Source organism: Sphingomonas sp. 37zxx, from assembly GCF_000786205.1.
Lineage (GTDB): Bacteria > Pseudomonadota > Alphaproteobacteria > Sphingomonadales > Sphingomonadaceae > Sphingomonas.
The window spans coordinates 15,593-30,826 of sequence record NZ_JROH01000005.1 but is presented as its reverse complement, the minus strand read 5'-3'; the positions used below and the strand labels follow the sequence as shown (position 1 = coordinate 30,826).

General features: G+C 64.2%; 14 protein-coding genes. 7 read left to right on the top strand and 7 right to left on the bottom strand.

Going from position 1 to position 15,234, the window contains the following annotated elements; genetic code table 11:
* Positions 1-7 precede the first annotated feature (7 nt).
* From QU44_RS03180 to pedF, 4 genes are all read right to left on the bottom strand, one after another.
* Positions 8-664 (bottom strand): response regulator, encoded by a 657-nt coding sequence (locus QU44_RS03180; protein ID WP_033920058.1) that lies wholly within the window; start codon positions 662-664, stop codon positions 8-10.
* An 86-nt stretch (positions 665-750) separates the two neighbouring features.
* The gene (locus QU44_RS03175) at positions 751-2,538 is read right to left on the bottom strand and encodes a methanol/ethanol family PQQ-dependent dehydrogenase (RefSeq protein ID WP_443018067.1); all 1,788 of its coding nucleotides are present in this window, start codon (positions 2,536-2,538) and stop codon (positions 751-753) included.
* A 119-nt stretch (positions 2,539-2,657) separates the two neighbouring features.
* Positions 2,658-3,521, bottom strand: coding sequence for a substrate-binding periplasmic protein (locus tag QU44_RS03170; RefSeq protein WP_033920172.1), 864 nt, complete (start codon positions 3,519-3,521; stop codon positions 2,658-2,660).
* Positions 3,521-3,955, bottom strand: coding sequence for a cytochrome c-550 PedF (pedF, locus tag QU44_RS03165; RefSeq protein WP_033920057.1), 435 nt, complete (start codon positions 3,953-3,955; stop codon positions 3,521-3,523). The genes QU44_RS03170 and pedF overlap by 1 nt, the downstream gene beginning before the upstream one ends.
* 113 nt (positions 3,956-4,068) lie before the next feature.
* Between pedF and QU44_RS03160 the strand changes: the two genes are divergently transcribed.
* Both QU44_RS03160 and QU44_RS03155 read left to right on the top strand, forming a co-directional pair.
* The gene (locus tag QU44_RS03160) at positions 4,069-5,028 is read left to right on the top strand and encodes a PQQ-dependent catabolism-associated beta-propeller protein (RefSeq protein WP_033920056.1); all 960 of its coding nucleotides are present in this window, start codon (positions 4,069-4,071) and stop codon (positions 5,026-5,028) included.
* Positions 5,029-5,221: 193 nt separating this feature from the next.
* Positions 5,222-6,640: a hypothetical protein gene (locus QU44_RS03155; RefSeq protein ID WP_033920055.1), complete on the top strand. Its 1,419-nt coding sequence runs from the start codon at positions 5,222-5,224 to the stop codon at positions 6,638-6,640.
* A 27-nt stretch (positions 6,641-6,667) separates the two neighbouring features.
* Here QU44_RS03155 and QU44_RS03150 read toward each other — a convergent pair whose 3' ends face one another.
* The gene (locus tag QU44_RS03150) at positions 6,668-7,651 is read right to left on the bottom strand and encodes a quinoprotein relay system zinc metallohydrolase 1 (protein ID WP_033920054.1); all 984 of its coding nucleotides are present in this window, start codon (positions 7,649-7,651) and stop codon (positions 6,668-6,670) included.
* A complete protein-coding gene (locus tag QU44_RS03145) occupies positions 7,651-8,451 on the bottom strand; it encodes a quinoprotein dehydrogenase-associated SoxYZ-like carrier (RefSeq protein ID WP_033920053.1) in 801 nt (266 codons plus the stop codon). The genes QU44_RS03150 and QU44_RS03145 overlap by 1 nt, the downstream gene beginning before the upstream one ends.
* 44 nt (positions 8,452-8,495) lie before the next feature.
* Between QU44_RS03145 and QU44_RS03140 the strand changes: the two genes are divergently transcribed.
* From QU44_RS03140 to QU44_RS03130, 3 genes are read left to right on the top strand one after another with little or no spacing between them, the layout of a single operon-like run.
* Positions 8,496-9,092 carry a rhodanese-like domain-containing protein gene (locus tag QU44_RS03140; protein WP_231621592.1) on the top strand — a complete coding sequence of 199 codons (597 nt, stop codon included), beginning with the start codon at positions 8,496-8,498 and terminating at the stop codon, positions 9,090-9,092.
* Positions 9,089-10,552, top strand: a complete 1,464-nt coding sequence (locus QU44_RS03135) for a sensor histidine kinase (protein WP_052134286.1) — start codon at positions 9,089-9,091, stop codon at positions 10,550-10,552. The genes QU44_RS03140 and QU44_RS03135 overlap by 4 nt, the downstream gene beginning before the upstream one ends.
* Before the next feature lie 13 nt (positions 10,553-10,565).
* Positions 10,566-11,240 (top strand): response regulator transcription factor, encoded by a 675-nt coding sequence (locus QU44_RS03130; RefSeq protein ID WP_033920170.1) that lies wholly within the window; start codon positions 10,566-10,568, stop codon positions 11,238-11,240.
* A gap of 104 nt (positions 11,241-11,344) precedes the next feature.
* Here QU44_RS03130 and QU44_RS03125 read toward each other — a convergent pair whose 3' ends face one another.
* Positions 11,345-13,738 (bottom strand): TonB-dependent receptor family protein, encoded by a 2,394-nt coding sequence (locus QU44_RS03125; RefSeq protein ID WP_197054231.1) that lies wholly within the window; start codon positions 13,736-13,738, stop codon positions 11,345-11,347.
* A 162-nt stretch (positions 13,739-13,900) separates the two neighbouring features.
* Between QU44_RS03125 and QU44_RS17360 the strand changes: the two genes are divergently transcribed.
* Positions 13,901-14,476, top strand: a complete 576-nt coding sequence (locus QU44_RS17360) for a tetratricopeptide repeat protein (RefSeq protein WP_052134284.1) — start codon at positions 13,901-13,903, stop codon at positions 14,474-14,476.
* A gap of 91 nt (positions 14,477-14,567) precedes the next feature.
* A complete protein-coding gene (locus tag QU44_RS18110) occupies positions 14,568-15,224 on the top strand; it encodes a hypothetical protein (protein ID WP_156140899.1) in 657 nt (218 codons plus the stop codon).
* The last annotated feature ends 10 nt before the right edge of the window (positions 15,225-15,234 follow it).

Sequence of the window (15,234 nt, the reverse complement as noted above, 5' to 3'; positions counted from 1 at the left end):
CGCAGCTTTACTCGCGGGTCATCTTGGCTGCCGAAAACTGCACCTTGTTCGCCAGGATCACCGCCTGGGTGCGGTTGAACACCTGTAGCTTGGCCAGCACGGCTGAGACATGTGCCTTTACCGTGGTCATCGACACGTCGAGTTCATAGGCGATTTGCTTGTTCAGCTTGCCGGCAACGATCAGGCTGAAGACCACGCGCTGTTGCGGGGTGAGCAAATCGATCCGTCGCCAGATGTCGGTTTCGGCGGCGTCTTGATGCTCCAGCTCTTCGCTCATATCCTCGGGCAGGAATACTTCGCCGGCCAGCACGGTACGAACGGCATCGGCGATGGCACCGCGCCGAAGGGATTTCGGGATGAACCCGGCCGCACCGTTGGCCAGCGCACCCCGGACCAGGCTGATGCCATTGGCGGCCGATACGATCACCACCGGCGTCGAGGGAAAGCGTTCGCAGAGCGAGCGCAACCCCTCGAAACCATTGGCCCCGGGCATATTCAGGTCGAGGAGGACGAGATCGAATTCGCCGCCGCTCGCCAGCACGTCATTTGCCTCGGCCAGGGTTGCCGCTTCAAATACTTCGCAGCCGTCGAACGCGATCGAGATGACCGCCCTCAGGCCGTCGCGGACAAGCGGGTGGTCGTCCGCAATCAACACCCGTTCCACGCCGGCCCCCTCTTTTCCCCCGCAACTACCTACCGGGTGATAGGCGTGGCGGAAAGCGCGGGAAGCAACCGCGCCTTCCTCGCGCGTCATGACTTGGGCAGCTTGAACACCCACAACATGCCGCCCTGGTTGATCATGTTGATCGACTTGGCGACTTCGCCACCCCAAAGCGGCACCGCGCCACCCCAGCCTGACATGACCGCGACCATCTGCTCGCCATCCTGTTCCCAGGTGACAGGGGATCCGACCACGCCCGATCCGGTGTTGAACTTCCACAATTCCTTGCCGGTCTTGGCATCGAATGCCTTCAGAAAGCCCTCGGGCGTCCCAGTGAACACCAGATTGCCAGCGGTGGAAAGGACGCCGCCCCATAATGGAGCCTTGTTCTTATATTCCCAGACGATCTTTCCGGTCATCGGGTCCATCGCGCGCAACACGCCGATATGATCGTCGTATAGCGGCTTGATGGTGAAGCCTGCCCCCAGATAGGCTGCGCCTTTCTTGTAGGCGATCGGCTCGTTCCAAATGTCCATGCCCCATTCGTTCGACGGGATGTAGAACAGGTTGGTCTGCCGGCTATAGGCCATCGGCATCCAGTTCTTGCCGCCCAGGAACGACGGGGCCGAGAACACCGTGCTACCCTTTTCCGCCGTGGGCGGGCCGGGGCGATTGGCGGGATCGTAGATCGGCTTGCCCGCCTTGTCGAAACCCTTGGCCCAGGTGATCTTGCTGACAAACGGGTTGGCCGAAACGAACTTGCCGTTGGTGCGATCGAGCACGAAGAAGAAGCCGTTGCGATCCGCCTTGCCGCCAAGCTTCATCGGCTTGCCGTTGACCACGCCTTCGAATGGGATGAATTCATTCACCCCGTCGAAGTCCCAGCCGTCATGCGGGGTGGTCTGATAATGCCACTTGATCTCGCCGGTTTCGGGATCGAGCGCCAGTGTGGACGACGTGTACAGGTTGTTGCCCGGCCGCAAATGGCTGTTCCAGGGGGCGGGGTTGCCGGTACCCATATAGACCAATTTGGTTTCGGGGTCGTAGGTGCCGCCAAGCCATGTCGCGCCGCCGCCATTTTGCCACTGATCGCCGTCCCAGCTCGCATTCAGCTTGCCGGTCATCGTCGTCGGCTTGCCATCGGCACCGACACCGACATGCCCCTCGATCGTCGGGCGCGACCAGATCAGTTCGCCGGTGTTGACGTCGCGTGCCTCGACCTTTCCGACCACGCCGAACTCACCGCCGGAGTTGCCGTAGATCACCTTGCCGTTCACGATCATCGGCGCAGCCGTATAGCTGTAGCCGGCGGCGTAATCGGCCAGCTTCTTGTTCCAGACGACCTTGCCGGTCATCCGGTTGAGCGCGACCATGTGCGCGTCGAGCGTGCCGAAAATGATCTTGTCGCCATGGATCGCGGCACCGCGATTGACGACGTCGCAGCATGGCATGATGCCGTCGGGTAGCCGGGCGTCATATTGCCACTTTTCCTCCCCGGTGCGCGCATCGAATGCGAACAGGCGGCTGTAGGAGCCGGTGACATAGATCATCCCGTCATAGACGATCGGCTGCGATTCCTGGCCGCGCTGCTTTTCGCCGCCCAGTGATGCGGCATAAGCCGGCACCAGTTTGCTGACATTGCCGGCGTTCAGCGCGGTGAGGGTGCTGAAACGCTGCCCCTTTGGCCCCATGCCATAGGTGAGCACGTTCTGCGGATTTTCGGCATCATTCATCAAATCGGCGTCGCTAGGCCCCAGCACGACGGGGGCGGGTGCTGCCGCGGGTTTTTCTTCCTCGCGGGCGATTGCGGCGGTCGCGCCGCCCAATACCATTACCGAAAGTGCGATGCTCGACACCGAGCGGGCCCACCGTGTCATTCCTCATCTCCTAACCATCATGGTCGTATCGGCTTCGTGGCCGTGACGATTCAGACGCTATAGCTTAGGCAGAGGCGAACAATTGGACCTTGGGAGGATAGTCCTTCGGCACCCGGGTATCAGACCAATATCGGGGCGCGATGCTGCACACCATGTACCGAAAAAAGCGCGCGAATTTCGCCGCTCTTGGTTGCGTCTTCGACAATTCGTTCGATTGCGTCGCCCAGATCGCGGCTATTATCCTTTACCGCCATGCCGACGTTCCAGCCGGGGCTGGCCATCGCGGGCAGGGAGCTCTTTCGGATCACCGCGCGGCCGCCGGGGGGCTGTTTCGCCAGCATCCCTTCGGCCTGCGCGCGGGTGGCGACTGCGGCATCTGCTTGACCGGCGATCACCGCTGCGACGGCATCGGCACCGGTCAGCTTGTGACTGACGCTCGATCGAAGCACGCCGCCGAACGCGCCCGCCAAATAGAAATCGGGAATGCTGTCCAGTTCGGCGACGAGCCTCTTGCCCGCGAGCGACGCCGGCTCGATCTCGCAATCGGTGGTTTCGCGATTGCATACCATCGCGAAGCTTTCGCGATAATAAGGCGCGACCAGCACCGCGCGATCGTTGCGCTTGCCAAAGGTGCGATCATAGGGCGCGTGCATCATGACGTCGCCCGGCGGCATGCCGATCAGCGAGCCGCGCCAGACCATGTTGCGCAGATCATCGTCGGCGCTTTCATCGGCGAGATATTCGATCACCTCGGCACGAACGCCAAGCTTTGACGCGATCAGCTTGCCCAGATCGACATCGATGCCGCGTGGGTTGCCGGGCGTTTCGCTATATGCCCAGGGCGCAAAGTCGCGATATACCGCGACCCGGATCATCCCCAGTTCCCTGATCCTGGCAAGCGGCGCTGCGCGCAGCGGCGCAATCATGCCCGCCACCATCGTCGCGCCGGCGCCAGCCAGCAACCCGCGCCGCGACAGGGGCATCATGATTCCTCGTGCTTGGTTTCCAGCCAGGCGCGGATGGCCCAGCCGGCCTTTTGCCCGATCACTTCGCCGAATGCCGGCATGAAAACCTTGCCATCGCGTGCTGCGCCGTGGCGATAGCGGCTGATATACCATTCATCGCCCGCATCGCCGACCTCCAGATAGCGTAGATCGGGCGCGATGCCGCCGCTGATCGCCTCAAGCCCGTGGCAGCGCGCGCAATTGCCGCCATATGCCGATTCGCCGATGCGGATCGCATCGGTATTGCCGCGATAGGGATTCACCGCGACCCAATCCTCGCCAATGTCCTGCAGCTTGGTGGTATCGACGGGTTGGGGCGTGACATTGTCATGCGCCAGAACGCCGGCCGAAACGGTCACGGCGAACAACGCCGTGGCCCCTGCCAGGGCGAGCTTCCCGAAACCTTTGGTCATCCAATCTCTCCGAACGCGATTATAAGTCGTGCTTTATTCTTGCTGGAGCTGGCCGAGTCCCGACATTGTACTTTGGTATCGGCGCAACGATCCTTGCGACCGTCTAGGAGAGCATGATGCGTTATCTTCTACTCCCCGCCCTCGCGATGATCGCGACCCCCGCCGCCGCCGAGACGATCTATGTCTCCAACGAAAAGGGAAACTCGATCACCGTCATCGATGGTGCTTCGCTGAAACCGATCGCCACCTGGCCGGTCGGCGCGCGACCGCGCGGCATCACGATCAGCCGCGATGGCAAGCATTTATACGTCTGCGCCAGCAACGATCACGCGGTGCAGATCATCGAACGCGCCACCGGCAAGGTGATCGCCGATCTGCCCTCGGGCCAGGACCCTGAGCAGTTCGCGCTGTCGGTGGACGGGGCGATGCTGTTCGCCGCCAACGAGGACGATGCCGCGATCACCGCGATCGACGTTCGCGGCAAGCGCGTGGCGTTTCAGGTCGATGTCGGCGTCGAGCCCGAAGGAATGGCGACCAGCCCTGATGGGAAATGGGTGGTTGCGACCTCCGAAACCGACCACAAGGTCCACTGGATCGACATAGCGGGCCAACAGATGGTCGCCGAAACACAAGTCGATGAGCGGCCGCGCCACGCCGAGTTTACCGCCGACGGCAGCAAATTATGGGTTTCGGCAGAGATCGGCGGAACGCTGCAGATCATCGACGTGGCGACAAAGACCGTCGAACATTCGATCGCCTTCAAGCCGCCGGGCGTGCCCGCCGAGAAGAATTTGCCGGTGGGCGTGCGCTTTACCCCCGACGGCAAATTGGCGCTGGTGGCGTTGGGGCGCGCAAACCAGATCGCGTTCGTCGATACCGCGACACGCGCCATTCTTGCCTATGTGCCGGTCGGGCAAAGGGTGTGGCATCTGGCGATCAGCAAGGACGGCCAGCGCGCCTATGCCGCCAATGGCCTGTCGGACACATTGTCGGTGATCGACATCGCCGAACGCCGCGAAATTGCCCAGATCCCGACCGGCGATGCGCCATGGGGAGTCGTCATCGCCCCCTGATCGCACTTTCTCCTACCGGCGGATGAGACGCGGGCGGCACCTGCCGATGATCGACATTGAAATCGTTCGGGGAATAGCGAATTCACGGCGTTTCAGGGCTGTCCTAAGTGCAATTTCCCCGGTGGCCAGGGCGAGTCACCTTCGGCGGTATAACGGCAATATCACCTGCCGGTAACCGGGGAGGATCTGCATCATGCCACTGACCACCAGGGGGCTGTCCGCCACCATTCTAGCCACATGCCTGTTCACCGCCGCACCCGCCGCCGCCCAGACGACGACACAGGATCTGCTGCTGAAACTCAAGGAAAAGGGCATCCTCACCGATGAGGAATATGACGCCCTGGTGGCGCGCGAAACGACCGCGCCGACCGCTGCTGCCAATACCGTGGCAACGGTTACCACCGGCCCTGCCCAGCCGCCGCAGGAAGCTGCCGGCCAGGCGCTGGGCGATACCAGGCTGGTGCGGATGACTGAAAGCGGCGTTGGGCTGGAGCTGGCGGGGGTGACGCTGAAGTTCTCGGGCTCGGTCAATGGATTCTATGTCCATGAAAATGGCGACAGCGGCGGGCCTGGCAGCCAGGTGACCGGGGGCCTGGCGAGTGTCGGCGGCAACAGCGCGTCTATCCGCAATGGCCTGTTGCCGGGGTTTTTGAAGGTGGACGTCACCACCAACCAGGGTGGCTGGGACGTCGGCGCGCATTTCGGGCTGTATCCCGGCATCAACAGCGTCACCAATATCGGCGGGGCCAATTCGGCGGGTAGCCCGACCGCACTCAGCACATCGGGAATCGACGCCCGCCAAACCTATCTCACCTTTGGGCGGGCCAGCTTCGGCGAGATCAAGATCGGGCGCGACATCGGCCTGTTCGGATCCGAGGCGATCCTGAACGACATCACCCTGTTGGCGACCGGATCGACCGGCGGCAATGTTGCGCCCTCCAACACGTCGCTCGGGCGGATCGGGGTCGGCTATATCTACACCGATTTCCAGCCCCAGATCACCTATACCACCCCCAAATTCGGCGGTGCGCAGCTATCGGTTGGCGTGTTTCAGCCGCTCACGACGATCGGCGAGACCGAGTATAATTCGACACCGGGGTTCCAGGCCAAGCTGGTGTACGATTTTGCCAGCGGCGGTGTTGGCGGGCATCTTTGGGCCTCGGGCCTGATCCAGAAGCATGACGGCATCCTGGGCTCGCCCGAATATACCGGGCGTGCGTTTGACGTGGGGGCAAAGCTCAGCGCGGGCACCGCCAGCGTGCTTGGCTATTATTACGGCGGCAGCGGGGTGGGGACGACCGGCTTGTTCCTGTTGTCGGTCGATGCCGCCGGCCGGCGGCGCGACAGCGACGGTTTCTATGTGCAGGGCACCTATGGCATCGGCAAGGTGACGCTGGGTGCAAGCTATGGTCAAAGCAGCCTGGATCTGGCCGATGGCGAGATCAACCCGACGCTGCTCGATCGTAACAGCAGTTGGGTGGGGCAAGTCCGCTACGGCCTGACGAGCTGGGTCACGCTGCTGGGCGAATATACCAACACCCGCGCCCGCGCGCACAATGGCAACCGCGCGACATCCGATGCGATCGCTGCCGGGGCGATCCTGTTTTTCTAAAAGCCGGGGCAGGGCGGGGTGAGGGGGTTAACCCTCGCCCCGATCGATTCGGGCGAACAATTCAGCTTCGATGCGCGGATAAAAATGCGACACTGATCGCTGTAGTTCATAGCGTGCCGCCTGCATCCGGGCGAACCGCGGGGGGATCGGCATCGCACCTGCCTCGACCATGTCGCGCCCCGACGCCACTGCGTCGCGCAGGCTGATCTCCAGCCAGTTAATCCAATCGCGGGTCTGATCGATCGCACGATGGGCGGACGGGTCATAGGGGCCGTGGCCCGGCAACAATGTCCTGTGGCCAAGCTGTTTGAGCGTTTCCAGCGACGTCCGCCATGCCGACAGATCGGCTTCGGGCGTGGCGGGTGCGCGGTCGTGGAATACCAGATCGCCGGCAAACACCGTGCCGGTCGCCTCATCGAAGATAGCAAGGTCCGCCGCACTATGGCCCGACAGCGGCAGCATCCGCAACGTCCGTCCGCCGATCATGAGCGGACCCGCCCCGACATCACCGCGCGGCGAGGGCAGTTCGGTGCCGCGCATCCAATCGTCCAGCAATCGGTACATCCCATCGGAAAAGCCCGGCCCGCTGACGGTCAGGCCGCGCACCATTTCGGGCGTTGCCGATACGAGCGCGTCGGGAAAGGCGGCGGCGGCGAAGCAGTGATCGGGGTGAAAATGGGTGAGGAAGATGCGGGTTACCGGCCTGCCGGTAAGCCGAAACGCCGCAGCTTTCAGGGCTTTGCCATAGCGCAGCGACGGGCCGCAATCGATCAGCACCGTGCCGGCGTCGGTGGCCAGGATCGCCAGATTGGCGATGGCGCCGCCATTGTCGCGCAAAATCGGCGCATCCGCCCCGCGCACGATCCACAGCCCGTCGGCGATCGCTTGCGGCGCTATGCCATAGTCATAGCCGGCCCGATCGTAGCCGGCTCCGTCGCGGCTTGCGGCGAAGGCGCGCGCGCCCAGCATTGCGATGCCCCCCGCCATCAACGCCCGCCGGTCCAGCCGCATCAACGCGCCGCCATGTGGGCGGGCGCTGCCGTCACCATCAGCTTGCCGTGAAAGGTGCGACCATTGGTATCGCGTGCTGCAATCGTCAGCATATCGCCAATGCGTCCCGGCACCATCAGCGTCAGCGCTGGGTCTTCTGCCACCGATGCTTCGAGCCGCATCGCGCCGACCGTGGCACCGTCGCGTTCGATCGCCAGGGTTTCGAGGTGATAAAGCGAGATGTTGTCGACCAGCCCGGTATCCATCGGATGGCGCAAGGTCAGCCGCAAGCGTGCCGCGTCGCCATCGGCAATCGCAAGGCCGCGAATCTCGCCCAGATGATCGGACCAGTCACCCTTTACCCGGCTGACCGGCGGGGCCGAACAGCCGCCGCCCGCTGCATCGATCCAGCCGCCATTGACGTGCCATGCGCCATCGGCGGTCTGCACCGCCACGCGAACCGGCGTGCGCTGATCGAGCTTGATGCGGATCGACAGATAGGCGGAGGCTTTACCGGGCGCGAAATCGATCGCGACCGGAATCGGGTTCAGGTCGGCGAACAGGAGGATGCGGCGGACATCGCCCAATTTGCGCGCGTCGATCGTCACCGGAAAAGCATGCTGATTCTCGGCGATGTCGGGAAAGGCCACTATCACGCGGTCGTCAAAGCCGATCGGGCCGCCTTTCAGCAACACCCCGGCCAGGTCGTTCCACATCGGTGAGGCGAGGGGGTCGGCCGGGATCGCCTGAGCCTTTAGCGGCGCAGCGCTGATGCAGGCGAGTGCGATCGCCAGAAACGCTATTGGCGGGCGGACCCACATCGCTGCTCTCCCTCGTACTTTAGTCGGGTTTACGCCTTCACCGGGTGACCTACCATCGCACCTTCGGACAAGGCGCATCGGCGCGAACCGGAGGTGGCGCGATGTGGCTGGGGCTGATGATCGCGATGCAGGCCGCCGCACCGGCTCCGGTCGAGCCGCTGTTCGATTCGGCAACGGGCTATCGCGTCGCACGCTATCGCAGCGTCGTGCCCTCGCCGCCGCACGAGGTGACGGCGATCGACAGCGACCAGGCCCTGCACCTGCATGACCGCGATGCCGCGCTGTTCCTCGACGTTACGCCGGCAGACGGCGGGTATCGCGATCCGGCCACCGGCAATTGGCGGCTTGCGCGTGAGCATCGCACCCTGCCGCGCGCGTTGTGGTTTCCCGAGGCCGGACGCGGCATCCTTAGCGACCCGATCGGGCGGTGGTTCTTCCGCGGGGTGCAAGTGCATGCAAAGGGCCGGCCGATCGTAGTGTTCTGTCTGTCGGATTGCTGGATGAGCTGGAACGCAGCGATGCGGCTCCAGCGCATGGGTTATGCCGATGTCCGCTGGTTCGCCGATGGCGTCGATGGCTGGCGCGAGCGCCGCTGGCCAATGATCGCGGCGGCGCCGGTCGCTGGAGCGATCGGCGAATGACTGCGCCCACGATATTGCGCGCCGACGACCGGGGGGCGCCGATCGGCTTTCGCCGGCTGATGCTGCTGACCGCGCTGGCATTGGCGCTGCTGGTCACGGTGCTCGTCATCGGGCTGGTTACCGCGCATCAGCGGACCGGACGGTTGCAGGCGCTTGGCGATACCGCATGGCAGCAGGCACTGCTGGTGACCCGGATCGAGGCGGATCTCACCGCGATGCTGCTGGTCGCTCCCGATGATCGCGCCGTGCCGCGCGCGCAGGTGCTCGCCCGGTTGGAGGCATATGAAGCATTGATTGCCGCTGAGCGAATGCTGCTCGACGGCGATGCAGCCGCCCTCACCGCGCAAGACGCCGAGCAAGCTGCGGCGCAGCGTCTGGCGGCGCTGGTGCGTGCCACGCCGCCGCGCATCGCGCAGGCTCGCGCGCTGGTTAAGGCGATCGCCGCCGATGAACGCGCCGAAGCCGAGCAGGCAGTGGCGCAGAGCATCGCGCTGCGGATCGAGGGTGCCCGCCGCGCCGCGATCGTCATGGGGCTTGCGCTGGCGCTGCTGGGGGGCGTCGTGCTTGCGCTGTGGCGGCAAGTGATCCGCCCGATCGGCGATCTGGCGGATGCGACGCGACGGCTGGCGGCGGAAGCTTCACCTGTGCGGGTGCCGGTGCGTGGTCTGGCGGAGCTGCGTGATCTGGCGGTCCGGTTTAACGACATGGCGACTATGATCGAGCGGCAGGTGGCCGAGCGCACCGAGTCGATCGAAGCAAGCAACGAAGCACTGCGCGAAATCGATGCCCGGCGGCGATTATTCTTCGCCAAGGTCGGGCATGAATTGCGAACCCCCGTCACGGTCATGCGTGGTGAGGCCGAAGTGGCATTGCGGCATGGCGTCAACGTGGCGTCCCTGCGCGACGCGCTGGCACAGGTGCGCGACAATGCCGATTTCCTCGACCGGCGGATCGAGGATCTGTTGGGCATCGCCCGCGCCGAGAACGGGGCATTGGTGCTTCAGCATGAACCGATCGATCTGGCGGCGCTGGTATCGGAATCGGGAGCGGTGGCCGAAGCGTTTGCCCGGGCGAATGGCATCGTCCTGAGCGTCGGCGCGCCAGGCCCCGTGCCGGTGCATGGCGACCGGCAATGGCTGCGCCAGGCGATGTTGACCGTCATCGACAATGCGGTGAAATTCTCACCGCCGCGCGGCCGGGTGACGCTGACCCTGGCGGCCGCCGACGGCCTGGCGCGGATTAGCGTGGTCGACGAAGGGCCAGGCGTTGCGGCGGAAGCGCTCGATGATATTTTTGCCCCCTATCGCCAAGCGGTGGCAGGGCGACAGCGCGGCGGCGCCGGGTTGGGCCTGTCGCTGGCGCGCTGGATCGCGCACCAGCACAAGGGCAGCATCATCGCCACTCCGGCGCGGGCGGGGCAGGGCCTTTGTGTCGAGATGACCTTGCCGGTGTTGCAATAGGATGGGCGGGGCAATGCACCTGTTGCTGGTCGAAGATGACCTGGGCATCGGCCGGTTCCTTCAGCGCGGGTTGCTGGCCGAGGGATATGCCGTCGAATGGCAACAGGCAGGCGAACCCGCCTATGCGGCGCTCGCCAGCCGCCGTTATGCCGCCGCGATCCTGGACCTGGGGCTGCCCGATATGGACGGGGTCGATCTGTGTCGCCGGGCACGCGGGGCGGGTATCGATACCCCCATCTGCATGTTGACCGCGCGCACGACATTGGAGGACCGGCTGGCCGGTTTCGACAGCGGAGCCGACGACTATCTGTGCAAGCCTTTTGCCTTTGCCGAATTGCTGGCGCGATTGGCGGTGATGCTGCGCCGTAATGCCGCTGTGCCTGCCAGGCTGGTGGTGGGTGCGCTAGCGCTGGACCCCATCGCCCGGCAGGCGACGGTGGCGGGGGTGGCGATCGACCTCACCCCGCGCGAGTTCGCCTTGCTGCACTGCCTGGTCGATCATGCCGGTTCGGCGGTGTCGCGCGATTTGCTGATCGATCGGGTGTGGGGCGCGCATGCTGCGGTCACCGAGAATATTGTCGACGTATATGTCGGCTATCTTCGCCGCCGCTTTGCCGACCACCCCGACGCGCCGGCATTATTGACCGTCAGGGGGGTCGGCTTCGCCATTCGCGAGCGGGCGGGCTAGAGCGGTTCTCGATCCGATTGCATCGGATCAACCGCTCTAGACTATTGATTTAACGCGTTTTCCGAGTCGCCGGGTGATTTCACCCGGCTTGAAAATGCTCTAAGTCAAAAGCGAACCCGAACACCGCCGAGCATTGTCAGCCGCCGGCCCGCGACCACCCCATCTACCCGGCTGGCCAGATAGACACGGTCGGCCAGATTATAGCCGCTCACAAAATATGATACGCGCCGGCCAGGAGGCGCGAAGTTGATCGATGCGTTGAGCAGCGTGACGCCAGGTATCTCGCCCGCCAGTCCCGAGCAAAGAGCATCCGAACAGCCGGCGTCGTTGATGGCGGTGTCGAGCACCCGCGCAAAGGCGTCGGGCTGCTGACTGCTGCGATAGTCGATCCCGATCCGGGCATCGACGCCGCTGCCATGGGCATAGCCGGCGTTCAGCGACAATAAGTGGCGCGGCGCATAGGGCAGGCGGCTGCCCGCGATGATCCCGTTGCCGTTATAGCATCCTCCGTCGTCTTCGCATGCTGCACCGACCACGCCGCCGTCGCCCGCGTTGAATGCCGCGTCGCTGGTGGTCAGAAATTTTGCGGTAAATAAATTGGTGTAGTTGCCGAGCAGATACGGGCCATTGTCGCGCCCCGCCATCTGCCCGAAATCGATCCGCCCTGCGATTTCCAGACCCGCCTGTTCGGATGCGCCGCCATTGACGAACGCGCCCGCCGCGCTGCTGATGACGATCTGGTTGAAATCGGTGAAGAACAGGGTCGATGCGATCGAGATGCCGCGGGTGGGCGACGATCGAAAGCCAATTTCCCAATTGGTGCTTTCCTCTGGTTGGACGGGCAATGCGCCCTCGCCAACCGCGACATCGCGGCTGGGGCGGGGCGGCGCGAAGCCGCGATGCACCCCGGCGAACAACGTGGTGCCCGCGAACCCGCCATAGGTGAGCCCTATTCCCGGCAGAATTTCAGAAGTTTCGGTGGTGACGATGCGCCCGTCAGGCTCGCTGCCCGAACGCAAGGTTGCGGTCTGTGTGTCGATTTGTTCGAGCCGCGCGCCGGCGGTCAGTGCAAAGTCGCCGAACGCGAACGTGTTCTGAAGGTAGAAAGAATAGGCATCGACCGTGGTTTCGACGCTTTCGCGATGTTGGTCGCCAAACCCCTCGATGTCGCGCGGATCATCGTCATCATAGCCGATCAGCTCGCGGGTGAAGGCAAGATCCTGGATACGCGGATCGGCGGTGCGGAACTGGTCACGCTGAATATCCTCGCGATGATAGCGCGCGCCGATCACCATGTTGTTGTCGATCCCGAACAATCGATGCGTCAGATCCAGTCGGGGTTCGACGCCGTAATACACAAAGCTTCGCGGCCGCCAGCGTCCGCCACACGCCTGTGACGCAGCCAGGGTAATCGGGTTCCCGGCCGATCCGCCGGTGCCCGACGCGGGATCATCCTCGTCATAGCAACGGTCGAGCGTGGTGTAGCCGGTGGCCAATCCGCGCTCATCGGGCGCATCGTCATAACCGCCGGGCTTGTCGGTCTGGCGAAACGACGCGCGAAACGTGTCGATATGATAGGCGTTGGTGGTCAACCGGATGCCGTCCGACGGTGTCCAGATGTGGCTGAGGTGAAATGCGGTGCGATCTTGGCGAAACCGATCGAGGCGACCTGTGGGTGCCTGAAACGGATCGTCGGCATATTCGATCGCGCCGAGCATCGTTTCGGTGATGTTCGATCGTTCCTCGAAATAGCTGACCTTCGCCCGCAGCTCATGCGCGGGGGAGAGTTGCAGCCGGCCTTTCACCGCAATGTCGCGAATGTCGAAATCATGGTTGCGGCGCACGCCGTCGCCGGCGCGATACAAGCCGTCGACCATGATCCCGGCGGTGTCGGTGCCAAAGCCCAAGCTGAGATACGCTTGGCGGTAATCGCGATTGCCGGCTGCTGCTTGCCCGCGTACCGCAAGCCCATCCTGCGGGATGGGCTTGGTCACGAAGTTGATCATGCCGCCAACGGTTTGCGGGCCGTACAGGATCTGGCCCGATCCGCGCACGACCTCGATCCGCTCCAGCCGCTCGAACGGGGTCGAATAATGGGCGGCCGGATCGCCATAGGGCGCAAGGAACAGCGGCACGCCGTCTTCCATCAGCAAGGTTCGCGCGCTTCGCCGGGGATCAAGTCCGCGCACGCCGATGTTCAGCGCCAGCCCCGATGCATCTTCATCGACGATATTGACGCCGGGCACTTGGCTCACGACCTCCTTGATCGAAAAAGGGGGGCGCGCTTCGATCTCGTCGCGGGTGATGGTATCGAACGCGCCGGGGAAATTCGCAGGATCTTCGGGCAGGATACCGCGGACGATGATGTCCGGTTGCTGGGAATCCTTGTCTTCTGCTGCGGCGATGTCGTTGGCCGGCGGCATATCGCGCGCCGTGGCCGGGGCTGCCGCCAGCGCGGTCAGCATCGTTGCAGCCCATAATTCTCCGAACCGGCGCATCCATCTCTCTCCCCGCAGCGCGGCCCTTTGGCGGCCGGTCAACGCTCTGCTTCTAGGCGGTCGGCGATGCGGCGGTCTTGAGAACTCTCTCATAAACGCATCGTCATTTGGTCCTATGTCAGGGTGGCCGCTGCGGGCGCATGATGTCGGGCGGAGGCAGACATGCGGATGACGCTGATGGGCTATGCGGCGCTTGCAGCCGCGATTTGGTCGCCGCCGGTACAGGCCGGCGCACAGTCAGACGCGCGTGATCGCCAGAGCATCGAAGCCGTGGCCAATCTGGAAGCCTATGCTGCCTACAAGATGGGTCATTATGCCGACGCGCTGGCGCGTTGGGAGGCGCTGGCGGCTGCTGGCAACACTACGGCGATGATCAACCTGGCGAACATGTATGATCAGGGGCAGGGTGTTGCCGCCGATCCTGCTGCTGCGCTTGGCTGGACCCGCATGGCGGCGGAACGCGGCGATCCTCGTGCCGAATATGAGCTGGCGATGTTCTACGAACGCGGCGTGCGGCTCGCGCGTGATCCGGTGGCAGCCGAGGGGTGGTTCCGCCGAGCGGCGGGGCGCGATCATCTAGATTCGCAGTTCGCATTGGCGGTAATGCTGATCACGGCGCGCGGTGCCGGCATGGGCAATGCAAGTCCGGCGCAGGCGGCCGAGGGGCGCGAATGGCTGGTGCGTGCCGCCGTCGCTGGTCATGCCGAGGCCAGGGAATTGCTGGCCGGGCTGCCGTGATGCAGGAATGACGACGGCGATCGGCGGGGCGGCGGTGCCGCCGGCGGAACGGCGGGTCGCGGCGATGGTTCAGTCGGGGAGGAGCCCTTCCATGACCGACGATACCCCTTCCAAACAGACCCCGGCGGTGGCTTCACGGCCAACTGCGACCGCATTGGGTGCCGGCCCCGGTTATTCCGGGCAGGAAGCCGGCACCCATGACCGCGCCGACATTGCCGGTCGGCCAACTCCAGCGCTTGCGCCGGTTAAGGAGGCGCGCTCGGGCGGCACGCCATCGGGGGTCGATTTGCGCGATCTGCCACCCGATGCCGGTTGGAACGGCGCGGACATGCAAGGCACCGGCGAAGTGCATGGCAGCGGCGCGGGGGCCGGCGGCGGCAACCCGGGCGAAGATTACGACAGCGACACCGGCGGCGACCAAAGCGAAGGTCGCGCCCACCAGAGTCCGGGCAATCGCGACCGTTTTCGATTTTCAAAGGATTCCATGATGAGCGACAAACAACCGATGCAGGCAAGCGGCGCAGGCACCAGCCGCGATGCCCCCGATGGCGTCAGCGACGCAAAGATCAGCGGCAAGACCGGCAGCGAGAGCGATGGTGCGGCCTATCCCAACCCGCATACCGGCAAGGACGGCAACCCCGAAGCCGACAAGCATGGCGGCCAGACCGAGATTGCCTATCACGGCCCAGGGCAGTTGGGGGAGCAGAAGGTGGGCGAAACCAAGAATGCGGTAGCCGAGAGCAACTGAGCCGGGCGCG